15 protein-coding genes are annotated in these 15,557 nt (G+C 44.0%); 6 read left to right on the top strand and 9 right to left on the bottom strand.

All coding sequences use genetic code 11. The features are described from left to right. Positions 1 to 49 precede the first annotated feature (49 nt). The 3 genes from devC to AC5590_RS11875 form a co-directional block, all read right to left on the bottom strand. The gene (devC, locus tag AC5590_RS11885) at positions 50 to 1,243 is read right to left on the bottom strand and encodes an ABC transporter permease DevC (protein ID WP_169263992.1); all 1,194 of its coding nucleotides are present in this window, start codon (positions 1,241 to 1,243) and stop codon (positions 50 to 52) included. Continuing rightward, positions 1,240 to 2,544, bottom strand: a complete 1,305-nt coding sequence (locus tag AC5590_RS11880; RefSeq protein WP_169263991.1) for a biotin/lipoyl-binding protein — start codon at positions 2,542 to 2,544, stop codon at positions 1,240 to 1,242. Before AC5590_RS11880 ends, devC begins: the two co-directional genes overlap by 4 nt. A gap of 244 nt (positions 2,545 to 2,788) precedes the next feature. Continuing rightward, positions 2,789 to 3,862, bottom strand: a complete 1,074-nt coding sequence (locus AC5590_RS11875) for a YheT family hydrolase (RefSeq protein ID WP_169263990.1) — start codon at positions 3,860 to 3,862, stop codon at positions 2,789 to 2,791. 157 nt (positions 3,863 to 4,019) lie between these two features. Between AC5590_RS11875 and rpaA the strand changes: the two genes are divergently transcribed. Further along, complete coding sequence (rpaA, locus tag AC5590_RS11870; protein ID WP_169263989.1) at positions 4,020 to 4,766, top strand: two component system response regulator RpaA; 747 nt, start codon at positions 4,020 to 4,022, stop codon at positions 4,764 to 4,766. An 832-nt stretch (positions 4,767 to 5,598) separates the two neighbouring features. On the opposite strand, the gene AC5590_RS11865 is transcribed toward rpaA, so the two are convergent. Both AC5590_RS11865 and chlP read right to left on the bottom strand, forming a co-directional pair. Further along, on the bottom strand, positions 5,599 to 6,360 hold the full coding sequence (locus AC5590_RS11865) for a choice-of-anchor K domain-containing protein (RefSeq protein ID WP_169263988.1): 762 nt from the start codon (positions 6,358 to 6,360) through the stop codon (positions 5,599 to 5,601). A gap of 457 nt (positions 6,361 to 6,817) precedes the next feature. Continuing rightward, positions 6,818 to 8,038, bottom strand: coding sequence for a geranylgeranyl reductase (chlP, locus tag AC5590_RS11860; RefSeq protein WP_169263987.1), 1,221 nt, complete (start codon positions 8,036 to 8,038; stop codon positions 6,818 to 6,820). Positions 8,039 to 8,213: 175 nt separating this feature from the next. Here chlP and AC5590_RS11855 point away from each other — a divergent pair, with 175 nt between their 5' ends. Beyond that, positions 8,214 to 8,354 carry a hypothetical protein gene (locus AC5590_RS11855; RefSeq protein ID WP_246162577.1) on the top strand — a complete coding sequence of 47 codons (141 nt, stop codon included), beginning with the start codon at positions 8,214 to 8,216 and terminating at the stop codon, positions 8,352 to 8,354. Between the two features lie 4 nt (positions 8,355 to 8,358). On the opposite strand, the gene AC5590_RS11850 is transcribed toward AC5590_RS11855, so the two are convergent. Continuing rightward, entirely contained in the window at positions 8,359 to 8,742 is a 384-nt protein-coding gene (locus AC5590_RS11850; RefSeq protein WP_169263986.1) for a CU044_2847 family protein, read from the bottom strand. A 246-nt stretch (positions 8,743 to 8,988) separates the two neighbouring features. On the opposite strand from AC5590_RS11850, the gene AC5590_RS11845 reads away from it, so the two are divergent. From AC5590_RS11845 to crcB (AC5590_RS11830), 4 genes are all read left to right on the top strand, one after another. After that, positions 8,989 to 11,916 (top strand): nSTAND1 domain-containing NTPase, encoded by a 2,928-nt coding sequence (locus AC5590_RS11845; protein ID WP_169263985.1) that lies wholly within the window; start codon positions 8,989 to 8,991, stop codon positions 11,914 to 11,916. A gap of 209 nt (positions 11,917 to 12,125) precedes the next feature. Continuing rightward, positions 12,126 to 12,407, top strand: coding sequence for a hypothetical protein (locus AC5590_RS11840; RefSeq protein ID WP_169263984.1), 282 nt, complete (start codon positions 12,126 to 12,128; stop codon positions 12,405 to 12,407). 472 nt (positions 12,408 to 12,879) lie between these two features. Beyond that, entirely contained in the window at positions 12,880 to 13,407 is a 528-nt protein-coding gene (locus tag AC5590_RS11835; protein WP_169263983.1) for a hypothetical protein, read from the top strand. A 232-nt stretch (positions 13,408 to 13,639) separates the two neighbouring features. Next, on the top strand, positions 13,640 to 14,023 hold the full coding sequence (crcB, locus tag AC5590_RS11830; RefSeq protein WP_169263982.1) for a fluoride efflux transporter CrcB: 384 nt from the start codon (positions 13,640 to 13,642) through the stop codon (positions 14,021 to 14,023). Positions 14,024 to 14,091: 68 nt separating this feature from the next. Here crcB (AC5590_RS11830) and crcB (AC5590_RS11825) read toward each other — a convergent pair whose 3' ends face one another. From crcB (AC5590_RS11825) to AC5590_RS11815, 3 genes are all read right to left on the bottom strand, one after another. Continuing rightward, positions 14,092 to 14,502, bottom strand: coding sequence for a fluoride efflux transporter CrcB (crcB, locus tag AC5590_RS11825; RefSeq protein ID WP_169263981.1), 411 nt, complete (start codon positions 14,500 to 14,502; stop codon positions 14,092 to 14,094). A gap of 189 nt (positions 14,503 to 14,691) precedes the next feature. Continuing rightward, positions 14,692 to 15,228: an outer membrane beta-barrel protein gene (locus AC5590_RS11820; protein ID WP_169263980.1), complete on the bottom strand. Its 537-nt coding sequence runs from the start codon at positions 15,226 to 15,228 to the stop codon at positions 14,692 to 14,694. Positions 15,229 to 15,366: 138 nt separating this feature from the next. Continuing rightward, positions 15,367 to 15,557: hypothetical protein (locus AC5590_RS11815; protein ID WP_211178338.1), on the bottom strand; the 191-nt coding region annotated here is incomplete at its 5' end.

Raw genomic sequence — 15,557 nt, 5'->3', positions numbered from 1 at the left:
TCCGCGTCCAGTGCGTCTTTGAGTCCTCTGGTTGTGTACAACGCCGAATTTAGAACATATCAGCGGGATCCGCAGATTGGACTTTACGAGTGGCGATCGCCCCAGATATCATACACATAATTATCGTCAGCATCAGTACCTGAAGTGCTCGTGCTATTGTCATCAACACTGGTAAGTTGGTGGCGTTGCGAGTAAGAGCATATAGTCCCAGGGATACACTGATGCCAGGTAGAAAACCTAATACTGCCATAATGATTGCTTCTTCAAACACCACTCCTAGCAAGTAAGCGTTGCGATACCCCATTGCTTTGAAAGTAGCGTATTCTTTCATATGTGCATTCACATCGGTAGAAAGGACTTGATATACGATAATCACCCCTACCGTGAACCCCATTGCTGCACCCAAGCTAAAGATAAAGCCGATGGGAGTACTTTTTTGCCAGTAGTCTTTCTCAAATTGAACAAATTCCTCTTTTGTGAAGACTTTGACATCCTGACTACTCGCCAGATAAGATTTCAAGGTATTTGATACTTTCTGTGGGTCAGAACCTGGTTGTAGCTGAATCAAACCTAGATTCACGCTGTTTGCTTGTTGTCTAGGAAAGAGTCGCAAAAAGTTCTGGTCGCTGGTTATCAAACTACCATCAGCAATAAAGGAAGCCCCGACTTTAAATAAGCCACTAACATTGAGTGTCCGCCGTTCTATTTCGGTCGTAACAGATTTCCCTTGCTCGATTTGGGCTATGATCTTGGCGTAATCTCCTTGAGAACCACGGTCAAATAAAACTGTATCTGGTAGCTTGAGAACATTTAATTGACGGTTAACATCCGGTAAATCAAAGGTAGGCTTATTAGGATTAATTCCTATTACAAGCACTCCACTTTTCTTAAGCGTTTCCGGATTCTTCCAATCAAGAAAGCCAAGATACATTCCCTCCGCTGACTTTACTCCTGGTATATCCATCGCCTGGAATAATCGCCGTCGAGGAAATGTCGTCAAATATGCCAGGTTACGTCCTTGGGGACTGACTAAAAAAATGTCTGCCTGCATGGCAGTATGCAGTCTGGTGTTACTGTTAAACAGGGCACTTTGAAACCCCAGTTGCATGAACATGAGAACATCAGCGAAGGCAATTCCTGCTAATGCTACTAAAAAGCGCCCTTTTTCGTGACTCAGTTGCAGCCATCCTAGTGGTGTTCGCGCCCTTAGTTGCTGAATTTGCTGGGTTATCAGTCCAATCACAGTGAAATCACCGCCTTGACTTGCAAATTCGAGAATTTAGCAGCTTTGAGGGTGGATGGCTGATCAAGTCTTACGTGCACTTCCACGATTCTGGAGTCAATATTGCTTGTGGGATCACTGTTGATCACGTTTTGCCGTAGAACTTGCGAATCAATCCGATCTACAATCCCTGACAATTCACCCGCTACAGAATCACTGAGTAGCCGTACTGGTTGCCCCAAACGTACTTTATTGATGTCACTTTGGTAAACTTCTGCAACTGCGTACATCTGAGCGTTTTGCCCCATCTCGACAATACCGTCACTAGAGACTAACTCTCCAGGACGGCTATGAATTTTGAAGACTTCTCCTTCTTGGGGCGATCGCACAAAAGCCTGTCTTAGATTTGCCTCTGCTTTTTTGACAGCCGCTATGGCTTGATTTATTTGTGCCTGTGCTGCTGCAACATCCACAGAGCGGACTTCTGCAATTTTAGCTAAGGTTGCTCTACCTTCGTTGAGTTCTTGATCGCGAGATGTCTGAATCCGTTTGAGGTTTGCTCGTGCTTCTGCCAGTTGTTGTTCTCCGGATGAATCGATGCGCTTGAGGTTTGCTTGTGCTTCTACTATTTTTTGCTGCGCTGTAGTCAGAGTCAAGCGCTTGGTATCCTGGAACGAGGTAGAAATCGCCCCTTGTTGATAAAGTGTTTGATAGCGTCGGTATTCTGCCAAGGCATTGTTTAGCTGTGCCTGCAATTCAGCAATGGTTGCTTTTTGTGCCTCGATTTGCGTGTTCTTTTCTGCCTCTAAGCGGGCAATAGTTGCTTGTTGTGCTAGAACTTCTGTGTCTTGTTGTGCTTGCAGGCGAGCGATCGCTGCTTTTTGCGCGTCTATTTCACCCTTTTTGGCACCCGCTTTGGTTTGGGCAAGATTTGCTTGGGCGACTCGTACTTGTTCTTGTGCTTCTGCTACTGCTGCACTCAGGCGATCGCGACTATCCAAAATCGCAACCAGCTGCCCTTGCTTCACCTTAGTTCCTTCCCGCACAAGCAACTGTTCCACCCGACTTCCTTCTGCTGATGCTGGTGCAGAAAGTTTTATGATTTCTCCGTTTGGCTCTAATCGTCCTAGGGCTGTTACTGTTGTTACTTGTACTACAGGTACTGCTTGCTGTTTTGCTGCTTTCGCCTCATTCTGAAATCTTTGTACTGTATAAACACTGATACCACCTGATGTTATAGTTGCAAGTATAACTAAAAGAAAAGGTAGACGAAATGTAGGTTTTAGCTCAGATGAACCCTCTAGGTTCGAGTGTTCAAGCATAGTTATGGTTCCATTGCCTGTCAAACTAAACCGTTTAGTATAATATCATATCTAAACTAAACCGATTACTTCAGTCTTATTTATAGGAGTTTTCATTGAGATATATAGGAGTTTTCATTGACGACATATTATTAGGGCGCTGCAATATCGGTGCTCCTGGTTTTTCAGGTTGTCACTCATTGGAAACGACTTGTTTTGGATACACCCTAGATGGAAACCATATATTAGAGAGGGTACATCATTCTCAAATCGGCTGATTGACACTCTTTGTGTGCTGATTTATCCACTCTAAAATCCGATTCCACGCCCACCACGCATCGGGATCTTGTGCTTGGCGCTGACACTTTTGACTACTGATATATCCTACATGACCACCGTAACGAGTCAGCAACAAATCTATCTTGGAGTTACTAACACAAGCGGCTTGCAACTCAGGTATGATTGCTGGTTCAAAGAACGGGTCGTCTTCAGCGTATATAATCAAAGTCGGTTTGGACAGATGTGGCAGAAGTGGTAAAGCACTGCTTGCGTCGTAGTAAGCTTCCACTGTGGGAAAACCCAACCGCCCAATCACCAGTTCGTCGTCAAAACCCCAGATACTGTTAGCTCTTTGAATCGCTTCAGGCTCAATAGTTCCAGGATGAGCGTCGTGAATTTGCCATGCGAGTTTATTCAACTGGCGTGCGATCGATTTTTCTAAATATTTTCCCACAGGATGTTTGACCAGAAAAGAAAGCGATCGCCTTGAATCCAAACTTGGACAAATAACAGCAGCACCTCCAATCTCGCTATCTTCTAGCCCTAAATCCGCATCTTCTTTGAGGAGTTCCACCGCAGCCTTAACTGCCCATAGCGCCAATTGTCCACCCAGAGAATACCCCATAAACCAAAATTTTCCTGGGCATCCCATTGCTTTGGCAGTTGCTGCGATCCGAACAAAATCTTCTCCCTCGTACAACCCGTCACTTGTTAACGTTGGCGACAACAGAGCTGTCTTACCATGAGCACGCCAATCAAACAGTACTACAGCATACCCTTGATCATATGCTTTACGTCCCAATAGCTTGAGGTACCATTGGTTATCCAAATCGCCTGTTATGCCGTAAGTGCCGACAATAGTGCCATGAGCATTGTCAGGGATGGCTACCCAGCCAAAGATGGGAACCCCTTTGGCACCCACAAATATTTTTTCTTCATAAGGCGGATCTGGATTTTGTGTTGTACGTTCCCAATCACGACTAGCCCACAAAGCGGTGTAGACAGTCTGGACGGTACCGTCTTGCAAAAACCACGGTGGACTGTAAGAGCAGTAACACATTAGGACAGTTTTTTAGTATAGTTTGGGTTTAGCACCACAATCATTTAATTTTAATGTTTATATTAGATTTAAAATATTTTTTATAATCAATACAGCAATCTTTGTATCTACCAAAGGTTCTTAATTATCCTTAATCAGTAGTAATAAATTTTTAATAATGCCGAGGATTCTTGTCATAGACGATGATGCCGCAATTTCAGAACTCGTTGCCGTCAACTTAGAAATGGCTGGTTATGATGTCAGCCAAGCTGAAGATGGCATCAAAGGTCAGGCGCTTGCTCTCCAGCTACAGCCAGATTTGATTATGCTCGACTTAATGCTGCCTAGGGTAAATGGATTTACTGTTTGCCAACGCCTGCGGAGGGATGAGCGTACTGCCGAGATTCCCGTGTTGATGTTAACGGCTTTGAGCCAAACTCAGGATAAAGTCGAAGGCTTCAACGCTGGTGCAGATGATTATCTGACAAAACCCTTTGAGGTTGAAGAAATGTTGGCGCGGGTGCGAGCACTCTTGCGACGTACGGATCGAATTCCTCAAGCTGCAAAGCACAGTGAGATTTTGAACTATGGACCGCTAACCTTGGTTCCAGAACGCTTTGAGGCGATATGGTTCACTCAGACCGTAAAATTGACTCACTTGGAGTTTGAACTTCTACACTGCTTGCTACAACGCCACGGTCAGACAGTTTCTCCAAGTGAAATTCTTAGGGAAGTTTGGGGTTATGATCCAGATGATGATATAGAAACCATTCGCGTACACATCCGCCACCTGAGAACCAAACTAGAACCTGATCCCCGCCATCCCCGTTATATCAAAACGGTCTATGGTGCAGGTTACTGCTTAGAGTTGCCCAGTTTACCTCAGTCAACTGAAGGTGCTTCTGCAACATCAGGAGTTCAGTAACAATAGCCAAATAAGCGAGATACTGATTCTGCACAAAGCTGATAGATTGACTTGCCCAAAAGTGTCTTTAGATATCAGTTTGGAAGCAAGTCCAAAGGGGGCGTGGTTTCAGTAGATAGAGGATAAACTCATTCTTGCGCTCCCAAGATAGATTGTTAGCCTCAATTGACTTATCACTTGAGTTGTTCACTCAAAAAATTGACACTCTACGCTACGGAAAATGAGAGAGTGTCAATAGTATGTGGTGTAACCAATTCGTTTGATTCTGCGGGTATCTCCTGTACAGACGCTACTTTGTTAGTCCCAAACGGACACACAGCACGCTTAATCACCGCAAGGCGCTGCTGTAGGCACTCCAGAGAACGGACTATTCACCAAAAGAAGCAGGCGGGAAGGGAGTAGGGCTTCGGCTTCCGCTCAGCCGAACGGAGCATGGGGAAAAAAGAATGATCGTCTATTAACTCTTATTTCCCCCCTGCTGCGGAACGAAGTGGAGCAAGGGTTTGAGGCCCCGTCCATATCGCCAAAGTTGGACGCTTTTAATCAGTCGTAGGTTCAAGCCCCGACTGTATTCCTCTCCCTTGCGCCCCTTCGGGTATCTCCTGCGGAGACGCTACGCGTTCGCCCTCTGGGCGTGCGCTTACGCTTACGCAGTCGCCTGCGGAGGAGCCAGTACTGTAGGAGGGTCTCCCGACAGAGGTATCTGGCGTTGGAAACCCTCCCGCAGCGCTGTCTCACCTACGCCCTGGCCCTGTTGTTAACTTTCCCAAAATCAATAGCCAGGGATGTAAAGCCCTGGCTATAAATGAGGTAAATTACGTGTGAATTTACCTTAGCCTATTCTTTTTTTTACACCCAAGGATTTCTTATGAGTCACAAGGTAGATGCCTAAGACTGATAATCCAACAATACCTGCTGGCTCAGGAGTTTGTTTTGCTGGTGTTATCCGAGTCATTCTGGCATAAATGCCTGCTGTAGTTCTATCACCTTCTAAAACGCTAAATTTGTTAACAGGTGTATTTCCACCGTTTTGGCTAAAGCCAATTAAATTCAGTTGATATTCGTTTCCTTCAAAATTGAAACTGCGAGTACTAAAGTTGTCCTTTATATACACAATATCTGCATCGTCCTCAGGATTCTGTCCTAAGTTCGGTGTATTCACTAGCTGAAAGCCGAAGTTGAAAACTTCCCTGAAAGTACCAGGATTAGTGAATGATAGAGTGAGATTTAAAGGCACGGAATCAACACTCGTGCTTTCCTCAACCTTGCCATTGTAGTACTCTAGATCGCCCACCTTAAACAGCGAACCAACATCGTCTGCCCAAAAAGGATTTCCAGTAAAGGTTAGCTGATTTGCAGGAGTTCCATAGTTGTTTTCAAAATCATCTGGATGAGGACGTCCCCAAGTAAATGAGTTCATTCCCACACCGGAAAAAACCGGGTCAGTATTGCTCCCTGGATCAGGTGTTCCCCAGATACCACTCGAGTTGCCTAAAATAGTTAGACCCTGAGCTTGATTGGAGAAACCAAGTGCTGTGATCAAAGTCACAGCAAAAGTAGACAAAGCAGCAGCAAAAACTGAACTTAGTTTCATGGCTAGGCTTTCACTCCTATGCAGGAGCTTTTCTCAAATAAGTACCCAGTCTACCTTAATAAATTTGTGGAAATTTTGCCAATAGATTAATAAAGTTTTTGTGAAATCTTTGCATAACTTTTTAAAATCTTATCAAAGCAATTTTGTTGGAGTCTTGGTTAGAATTACCAATCGATAAGGGTTTGACAAAATAATTAGTATTAAGAATAAATCATCCAGCTTCGATTTTATTACTTTTTTATGAAAGAAAATTAAAACTCATACTCAGATAATAGTGAACAGTCATCTGTTATCAGTTCAATCAGCGTTTTTTTTATAAAAAAATAATTTGTGAGCACTGATTGGCATTTTCCTGTATCCATTTAGAGGATGACATGATAACTACTTGCTGATAACAAATAACTGTTCATTGTGAAAGTGACGCAGTCATCTTTGTCACAACTTTATCGTGTTCCTTTTAGGGAGCAAGGGCGTTACCGCGAAGTAAGCTACCAATTGTCTTGGCAGTAATTTTCATCTGAGTGATGGGATTAGCCGGGACAACTGTCTTATAAAGATAGCTGTCAAAAGTGAGACGTTGGACATCGCGATCATCACACATTTCTACAAAAGCTTCACGGGTGGCGTCAGAACGATAAAATACGGTTTGTAGGAGATCCAGCACCTTGTAGGTGAGTCCGTATTTGCGATCCCAGCGCTTCAAGTACAGCTTCAGATCCGCTTCTGTAGGAATGCGGCTACCACCGTTGGACGTCTCTACGATAGTTTCGGCACACATCCGTCCGGACTTAGCAGCAAAATAAATACCTTCACCAGACGATTTGGTCACATAACCAGCAGCATCACCTATCAAAGCGATTCTTCCGACAACGCGACGAGGACGAGGATGTTCAGGAATGGGGTGTGCTTCTACTTTAATAATTTGACCACCAACCAGTTTACGGGCAGCACGGGCGCGGATACCAGCTTGCAATTGTTTGATGCGAGCTTTATTAACCTGCATCGTACCAGTACCCACTGCTACGTGGTCGTATTTGGGGAACACCCAAGCGTAGAAGTCAGGAGACACATCGTCGCCGACATACATTTCTGCGAGGTCTTCATAGTAGACCATTTTGTCTTTGGGTAGACGAATGCGTTCTTGGAAGGCGATCGCATAATTATAATCCCCAGCATCCATTTCCTTGGCAATGCGGGAATTCGCCCCATCTGCCCCAATAATCACATCTACTTTCAGAGTTTTAGAAATACCCAGAGCACCACCTTCTGTATGATCTAGGTAATGAATGGTATAGGCGTCTGTACTATTGGTGGGAAAATCGAGTTTATGAACAGTGGCATTAATGAGATTTGCCCCTAGTTTTGCCGCACGATCGCGCAGGTAACCATCCAGCACCTCACGGCGGCACATTCCTATATATTCATCTTCATTTACTAGATTGATATCAACCTCACGATTTGAGGGTGAAATCATTTTCATCTTCCGCACTTGACGATCAATAATATTCGGCGGCAGGTCAAATTCACTCACCATGCACAGGGGAATTGCACCTCCACATGGCTTAGCATTGTCTAGCTTGCGCTCAAAGAGGTAGGTTTCAATTCCGGCTTTGGCTAGCGTTTCTGCAGCTGACGAACCAGCTGGACCGGACCCAACAACAGCAACCCGTAGTGTCAAAGGTCTTCTCCCAATCTTGACATTCACCGAGAGAATGGTATCACGCTCTTTTGGCTAATTTCGCGCTATGGTTTCCAGATTTGACATAAATGCAAAGTTCCTTAATATTTCGTAAGAGTTTCAATGCCCTCTGGGCAGGGTGTAAGGGCAAAACAAGTCAAAAGTATCAAGTCATATGTCACGTATTCATCAGCAACAATTGCGTTTTTTCTCAGTTGATGGACAACTTATCCCCACGCCAGAGGAAGCTGCAGCAGAAGCGGAGGCGTTGTTAGCTCGTTATCGCGAACGCTTTGGTGAATTACCTCAGAGTTAGAAGATTATGTTATTTCCTTTGGAAATGAACACTCAACGGTAACCTTCAAGTTACTTTTAGCAGTCCCTTTTGTCACATAAGGTATGCCTGCTTCTCCACCCAATTCGATACCAAACTCTAAAGTCACTTTGTTGACTCCTGGGATGGGAAGTTGCTTAAATGCATTCAGGCTACAAACCGTGTAAGCACGAATCGTGGTATGAATGATCTGAAAATTTTGCACAATTTGCTTGCGCACAGCTTCCGGACTGATTCCCTTGTCAATCAGTGCTTCTTCCTCTTCCTCTGCGGGTTCTTCAGCGATAACTAAGGGAACGTTCACGTCGTCTGTGGCTTCAATATAAATAATCGTGTTGTCATCTAACTGGATGGGTGTAAGTTTAGTCATAGCAAGAATTGCTAATTTCAAAGAATAAAATAAATTATCATAATACTACTGTATTTATACTGAAAAGATTGACTCGATATCGTACAGCCTTCCTGAATAGGATGTAAACACCTTCTTCCTCTTCTCTTTCTTTTCTTGGCGTCCTTGGCGTCTTTGCGGTTCGTTTTTCTATTTTTTGTTCATGATCTATCTAGGATTGCTGTATCTGTTTAATAACTCTATAAAACTGGAGCGAAGCTGTCTTCTATGAGCCGAGACGCTTTGGTAGTTGCAATTAATACTTATAGTTATGAGCGTTTAACTGCTTTGACAGCACCTGCACAAGATGCGGAGGCGATTGCCACTCTCTTACAAGATTACGGCGAATTTAACGTCAAACGCCTACCTGGTGTTAAGGATAAGCAGAATAACACAATTCGCGTTGGTCAGAAAACCCAAGTTACATTAACTCAACTCGAAGAAGCGATCGTCCAACTATTTAAGCCAGAAGGCAAAAATATTCCAGATACTGCGCTGCTATATTTTTCTGGTCATGGATTGCGTAAAAATAAAGGAATTCAGGAAGGCTTTCTCGCTACCAGCGATGTCAACCCAGATTTGGGAAACTGGGGAATTCGCTTGAAATGGCTGCGCGAACTACTGCAAGAAAGTCCAATCAAACAGCAGATTATCTGGTTGGATTGCTGTTACAGTGGTGAGTTGCTGAATTTTGCCGAAGCCGATCCGGGGGATAGGGGAAAAGGAAGAGATAGGTGTTTTATCGCTGCATCAAGAGAGTTTGAGGTTGCTTATGAGACGATTAGTAGCAATCATAGTGTACTGACGGACGCCTTATTGCAAGCACTTGATCCCAAACGCAATTCCGGCACATGGGTGACAAATTACACTCTCATTTCTATTCTCAATCAACGTTTACAAGCATTCCCCCAGCGTCCCTTGTTTGCTAATTCCGGTGGTGCAATTAACCTAACACGCATTTGGAAAGCGCCAAATATTGAGTCTAGTCATTCAGTTGTCACGAGCATTTGTCCTTATCGGGGGTTGCAATACTTTGATTGCACTCCAGAAGATGCTCAGTATTTTTACGGTAGACAAGCATTCACAGATCAACTCTTGGAAAAAGTGCGAGCAGGGAATTTCCTAGCGGTGCTGGGAGCATCTGGGAGTGGTAAGTCGAGTGTCGTTAGGGCAGGATTACTATATCAGCTGAAGCTGGGGCGGCGGTTGTCCGGTAGTGAGACTTGGCAAATCAAGATTTTTCAACCCGGTGAGCATCCACTGCAAAGTTTAGCACTTGCGTTTGTGGATTCGGAGTTATCAGGGATTGATCGGGCATCCCAGTTAGCAAAAACAGAGGAATTGATTGCCAAGAAAGCTGAGGGGTTAAGATATTTGATTGACACTGCGGACAGCAAGCGAGTGCTGCTGGTGGCGGATCAATTTGAGGAAGTTTTTACCCTGTGCAAAGACATCACAGAACGACAGCAGTTTTTTGAGTGCCTGTTGGGTGCTTTGGAGAAGACAGGCGATAAATTCTGTTTGGTGCTGACGATGCGGGCGGATTTTTTTGGCAAGTGCGCAGAGCAAGAGTATAGCGGACTGGCACAGCAGATTCAGCAAAATTTGGTGACTGTTACGCCCATGAACTCAGAAGAGTTGAGACAGGCGATTGTCGAACCTGCAAAACAGGTAAGTTTGGAAGTTGAGCCAGAACTCGTTAACCAAATTCTTGCTGATGTGGAAGGTTCACCAGGAAGCTTGCCGTTGTTGCAATACACACTCAAAGAAATTTGTCAACAACGAGAAGACGAAAAATTAACGCTCTCCACATATACGCGGCTAGGTGGAGTCAAGGGAACGCTGCAAAAACGTGCGAATCAGGTTTATGAGTCTTTATCAACTGAGGAGCAAGTGACAGCAAAGCAGATTTTTCTGGAACTGACACAGCTAGGAGAAGGAACAGAAGATACTCGCAGGCGGGTTTTACAACGAGATTTAGTCACATCGCAGCGATCGCCGACTTTAGTGGAGGAGGTGATTCAAAAGTTAGCTGATGCAAAGTTAGTTGTCACCAGCACCTTAATTGAGAAAGGGGCGAACTCCGGTAAGGTTGCGGTGGTTGATGTTGCCCATGAAGCACTGATTCGCCATTGGTCGCTGTTACGAGCATGGCTCGATGAGAACCGAGACAAACTCAGACAAAAACGCAAAATTGAGACGGCGGCTATTGAGTGGCGAGAGAGGGGAAAGGCGAAGGATTATTTACTGCAGGGAAAACCATTGAAGGAGGCAAGGGCATTTCAGCAAGAGCAAGTTGGAAACTTGACGTTATCGGATTTAGCTCAAGATTTTATTCAGCGAAGCTTGAGACATAAACGGAATAATCGATTCAAGTTTGTTGGACTGGGTTTGATTATTCCCCTGAGTTTAGCTATTTACCTGGGAGTTGTGATTGCAAGAGAGATAAAGATAAACCAACTTCGGGCAACCATCGATGCTGCTGAGGGACGCCCCAATAGTCCGGCAAGAATCCAGGCACTTCAAGAAATGGTAAACCTTGGTGTCTCCCTAGCCAATATCAACCTCAGCGGTGCCAACCTCAGCGGTGCCAACCTCAACCGTGCCGACCTCAGCCGTGCCAACCTCATCAATGCCAACCTCAGCGATGCCAACCTCATCAATGCCAACCTCAGCGATGTCAACCTCATCAATGCCAACCTCATTGGTGCCAACCTCATTGGTGCCAACCTCAGCCGTGCCGACCTCAGGGGTGCCAGCCTCAGCAGTGCCAACCTCATCGGTGCCAACCTCATCGGTGCCGATCTCGGGGGTGCCAACCTCATCGTTGCCAACCTCATCGGTGCCGATCTCAGCGTTGCCAACCTCATCGGTGCCAACCTCAGCGTTGCCGACCTCAGGGGTGCCGACCTCAGGGGTGCCGACCTCAGGGGTGCCAACCTCAGCGTTGCCAACCTCAACGATGCCAACCTCAGCGTTGCCAACCTCATCCGTGCCGACCTCAGGGGTGCCGACCTCAACGATGCCAACCTCAACGATGCCAACCTCAGTGCCAAAAACCTGACTCCTGAACAAGTTAAACTTGCCAAGAATTGGGAAAAGCCGAAATACGATGATGAGTTTCGTACCAAGCTGGGTTTGCCACCGCAGAAGTAGGGACAAAGAACACAGAAGCGATGCCAAAATAGCTATGTCATACGCGCGTTGCATTTATACAGAGAATTTTCTCTCTCCCTATCTCTTTGTCTGTTTCTCTGCGGTTTTTTTTCCCCCTGTTCGCGTTCGCGCAGCGTGTCGCCTTGCGACTCAGCGTGTCCCCTTGGGACATAGGCAACTTAGTATCACAATTGAGGAAAAGTTATTTTATGAGCCGAGACGCTAAGGGAGGAAGCTTGAAACACAGACGGAATCATCGAATCAAGTTCATTGGACTGGGTTTGATTGTTCTGTTGAGTTTAGCTCTTTTCGTGAGAGTTGTTATTGCAAGAGAAATAGAAGAAATAAACCAACTTCGGGCAACCATCGATGCTGCTGAGGGAAAGCCCAATAGTCCGGCAAGAATTCAAGCACTTCAAAAAATCGTAAGCCTTGGTATCTCCCAAGCCAATGTCAACCTCAGTGGTACCAACCTCAGCCGTGCCATATAGGGGCGATCGCTTGTCATCAAAATCGTCACACCTCAGTCATGGATTTGACATAGCATTTACAAAAGTGTGTTATATCCTAACATTCTATATATAAGATCCCTATTTGATTTTTGCTCAGCTAGGTACAGTTTATGTTAAGCGTTCCCTGTTCCCTATTCCCTGTTAAGCGTTCCCTGTTCCCTACCTTAACGAGTTCGTTTATAAACCAAACCGGATTACTATATTTGACATTTTGCAAACATGATGAAGCAGATGTTAAGTAGCTTAACCTAATTAAACGTAAAATGTCATTAATTCGCTCCACGTTTCGAGTCGAGCTAAGTAATCGCAAAGACTCTATTTTACGCTTTTCAATGTGGCTTTACTTATCAGAATGAATTTAGTGCATAAGTCACTCTTGCTTTCAGCTATGAGATAAGTAGAGGTGTATTAAGAAAATCTTTTTAATATTGTTTTACCCCTGATCACTCCCATGATAACTCATCATTGCAAGTCAGTATCTGTATCACTTATGTCCGCAGACCTACCAATTTGGTCTGTTGTGGAAACTCCGGTGACACTGCATCAGAAGGATCGTAATCGATTCCATATAGTACTGACTGCACCACCTGTCACAGATTGTGAAATGACAAACTTTTTCAGTCCAGAGAGTATAGGTAGCCAAGAGCAAAGTAATGCTGATGTCAACACCAGTCGCCGAATCTTGTGGTTTGAGATTTCTCCAAAACGAGTCGTCATGACTATGCAAGGTAACGCTCAAATGAGTTACCGTCACATTTGGCAACAGGGCGTTTCTGGCACCACTTACTATTGGTTACCAAATGATTTAGAACAACAAAATTCACAACAACCAAATAAACCTATTCGCTTGCGGAATTTTACGCGTCATCTAACAGTGAGCGGACACCCTTTGCCAGAGAATTTATCTATCGAATATGAATTGTGGGTGGGAGATCTCCTAGTGGGAAGTTATGTTCTAAATTTGAATATTAAACATTAAATCAGTGCACAGTGAACAGTAAACAGTGAACAAGGGGTGGACGAGTCCGTTTCCTGCCTGATAACTGGTAACTGATAACTGATAAAAATAGCTAGAACAGGGGCATCTTATAAAAGCATTCACATATTGCCAGATTAGTTGTATATTATAACTCACTAACTTCAAGTGTGAAAACGAATAACTTGACTTAAATGCACTAAAAAAAATATAAAACAACCAGTTAGTGACTTATATGAATTCTGCTATTTCTACTATTCTTGCCATTAGCTTAGGAGCAATTCCAGGTGCCCTAAGTCGTTATTATCTTACTTTATTTTTTACGTCTCGCTTCGGGACAGCATTTCCTTATGGAACCTTTTTTATTAATATAACTGGAGCTTTTTTGATGGGTTTTTTTACTACCCTTACATCCAAGTTTGGGATTTCTCAGGTTGTGCAATTATTAGTTACTGTAGGATTTTTAGGATCATACACTACTTTTTCTACTTATGCCCTAGATACCTCAAATGTGTTACAAGCTAGAGGCTATAAAACTGCTTTACTTTATTGGTTGGGTAGTCCGTTATTAGGGTTGATTAGTATAGAACTGGGAATTTTGTTAGGAAGACTAATATAAATTTTGATTCGTTTTAGATTTGGATGTCATTTTTTCACAAGTCTATTTGCAGATATCCTGATGAATTATCATTCGTTTCTAATCTGGAAAAATTTAGCGCAGATGACTCCTAACTGAAAACATACCATTCCTAAGACAGCACTACAAAACCAGTAGAACAAACTAATTTCTAAGCTACCTTGTTGAAGCAGCTTGGCTGTATCTAACTCATAAGTTGAAAACGTGGTATAAGACCCTAAAAAGCCGGTGGTGACTAACAGTCGGGTATCAAGAGAAATCGTTCTTAATGCTCCTATTAATAATGTGGTAAACAAACCCATCACAAAACAACCACTGATGTTAATTATCAGTGTGCTGTAGGGAAATCCTGTACCAAGAAGCTGATTGAACCATAAACCGAGATAATAGCGCGAAAGCGCTCCACCAATTGCGCCAAGACTGATTGCAACAGCGGCGCGAATGACAGGATTTTGCAGCATGGTAATACATTCAGAATCATAGAATGCTTTTTCATGTTATACAATTTTGTTGCTCAATCCGATACTTGTATTCATGACTGCAAAAATAGCGAAGGAGCAGTGAAGCTCCTGAAATCAGAGGAAAAGCTTCACTACTCCTATACATTTTGTGATTTCGCATCAGAATCCTTCTTTACTGACTATGAAGGATTAGAAGCGGTAACCAACCCCGGCTTGTAAGCTAAGGGCGTCAGAATCACTGCCCCTATAAGCGTCAATACCCCACTTAGCATCACCATAGATGACGGTGTTTTTCGCAACTTGTGTTTCTGCACCAAGGGTTAATACAGGTGCATTTTTATTTCCCAATTGGCTTGCATAACCTTCATTAGTCTGAAAAGCGTAACCACCACCGATGTAAACGTTAGTGTTTTTCGCGATGGGGGCATCGTATGTTAATGTTGGGATAATTGCGGTTGAATCACCACCAAACAAAACAGAACCGCGAACAGAAACAGGCGCATTAGGAACAGCGTACCGTCCTTGAACGTTTCCACCTAATGTAGCTGCATCATTTTGTCTTCCGCCATTGGTGACGCCAGCAGAAACACCAGCACCAACGTAGCTACCGTTCATACCACGTGCTGCAGTTTCTTGAGTTGGAACGTTTTGAGCTGAAGCAATACCTGCAGAAAGAACAACGGAAGCAACAGCAATTGTAGAAGCGAGTAATTTTGTAAGTTTCATAGGTTTCTCTTAACTAGAGTGAATTAGTGCAATCAATGCTTTCTAGTACTAGAATCCCTTTTTTAACAAAATTTAACCTCACGCACTTAGGCGATCCAAGTGGGTGAAACTGTTTCACCCAGCCAGATGAGCCTACGCTCACATATTTGAGGTATAATAGAGAGCAATATTGACACCGTTTCTTTGTGATAGCTTGCGTGGTATAGCGATAGCTGCAATATATTTTACCCCCCCGCTAACGCCGTCCCCCTTATCAAGGCTACGGTGTACACATATCTCGTTCAAAACCTCACCCTCGCTTGAATCGGCGCTAAAATCTTTCCCTCTCC

Origin of the sequence: Brasilonema octagenarum UFV-OR1, assembly GCF_963888615.1 — a bacterium.
GTDB classification, from domain to species: Bacteria; Cyanobacteriota; Cyanobacteriia; order Cyanobacteriales; family Nostocaceae; genus Brasilonema; species Brasilonema sennae.
The sequence above is the reverse complement of the archived record's forward strand: the minus strand, read 5'-3'. Positions and strand labels throughout refer to the sequence as shown.

Coding starts and splice junctions, on each gene's coding strand:
- AC5590_RS11865 (WP_169263988.1), bottom strand. CDS start 6,360: ATGAAACTAAGTTCAGTTTTTGCTGCTGCTTTGTCTACTTTTGCTGTG.
- AC5590_RS11840 (WP_169263984.1), top strand. CDS start 12,126: ATGAGCCGAGACGCTAAGGGAGGAAGCTTGAAACACAGACGGAATCAT.
- crcB (WP_169263981.1), bottom strand. CDS start 14,502: ATGCTGCAAAATCCTGTCATTCGCGCCGCTGTTGCAATCAGTCTTGGC.
- crcB (WP_169263982.1), top strand. CDS start 13,640: ATGAATTCTGCTATTTCTACTATTCTTGCCATTAGCTTAGGAGCAATT.
- AC5590_RS11880 (WP_169263991.1), bottom strand. CDS start 2,544: ATGCTTGAACACTCGAACCTAGAGGGTTCATCTGAGCTAAAACCTACA.
- AC5590_RS11820 (WP_169263980.1), bottom strand. CDS start 15,228: ATGAAACTTACAAAATTACTCGCTTCTACAATTGCTGTTGCTTCCGTT.
- AC5590_RS11850 (WP_169263986.1), bottom strand. CDS start 8,742: ATGACTAAACTTACACCCATCCAGTTAGATGACAACACGATTATTTAT.
- AC5590_RS11855 (WP_246162577.1), top strand. CDS start 8,214: ATGTCACGTATTCATCAGCAACAATTGCGTTTTTTCTCAGTTGATGGA.
- AC5590_RS11845 (WP_169263985.1), top strand. CDS start 8,989: ATGAGCCGAGACGCTTTGGTAGTTGCAATTAATACTTATAGTTATGAG.
- rpaA (WP_169263989.1), top strand. CDS start 4,020: ATGCCGAGGATTCTTGTCATAGACGATGATGCCGCAATTTCAGAACTC.
- AC5590_RS11835 (WP_169263983.1), top strand. CDS start 12,880: ATGATAACTCATCATTGCAAGTCAGTATCTGTATCACTTATGTCCGCA.
- AC5590_RS11875 (WP_169263990.1), bottom strand. CDS start 3,862: ATGTGTTACTGCTCTTACAGTCCACCGTGGTTTTTGCAAGACGGTACC.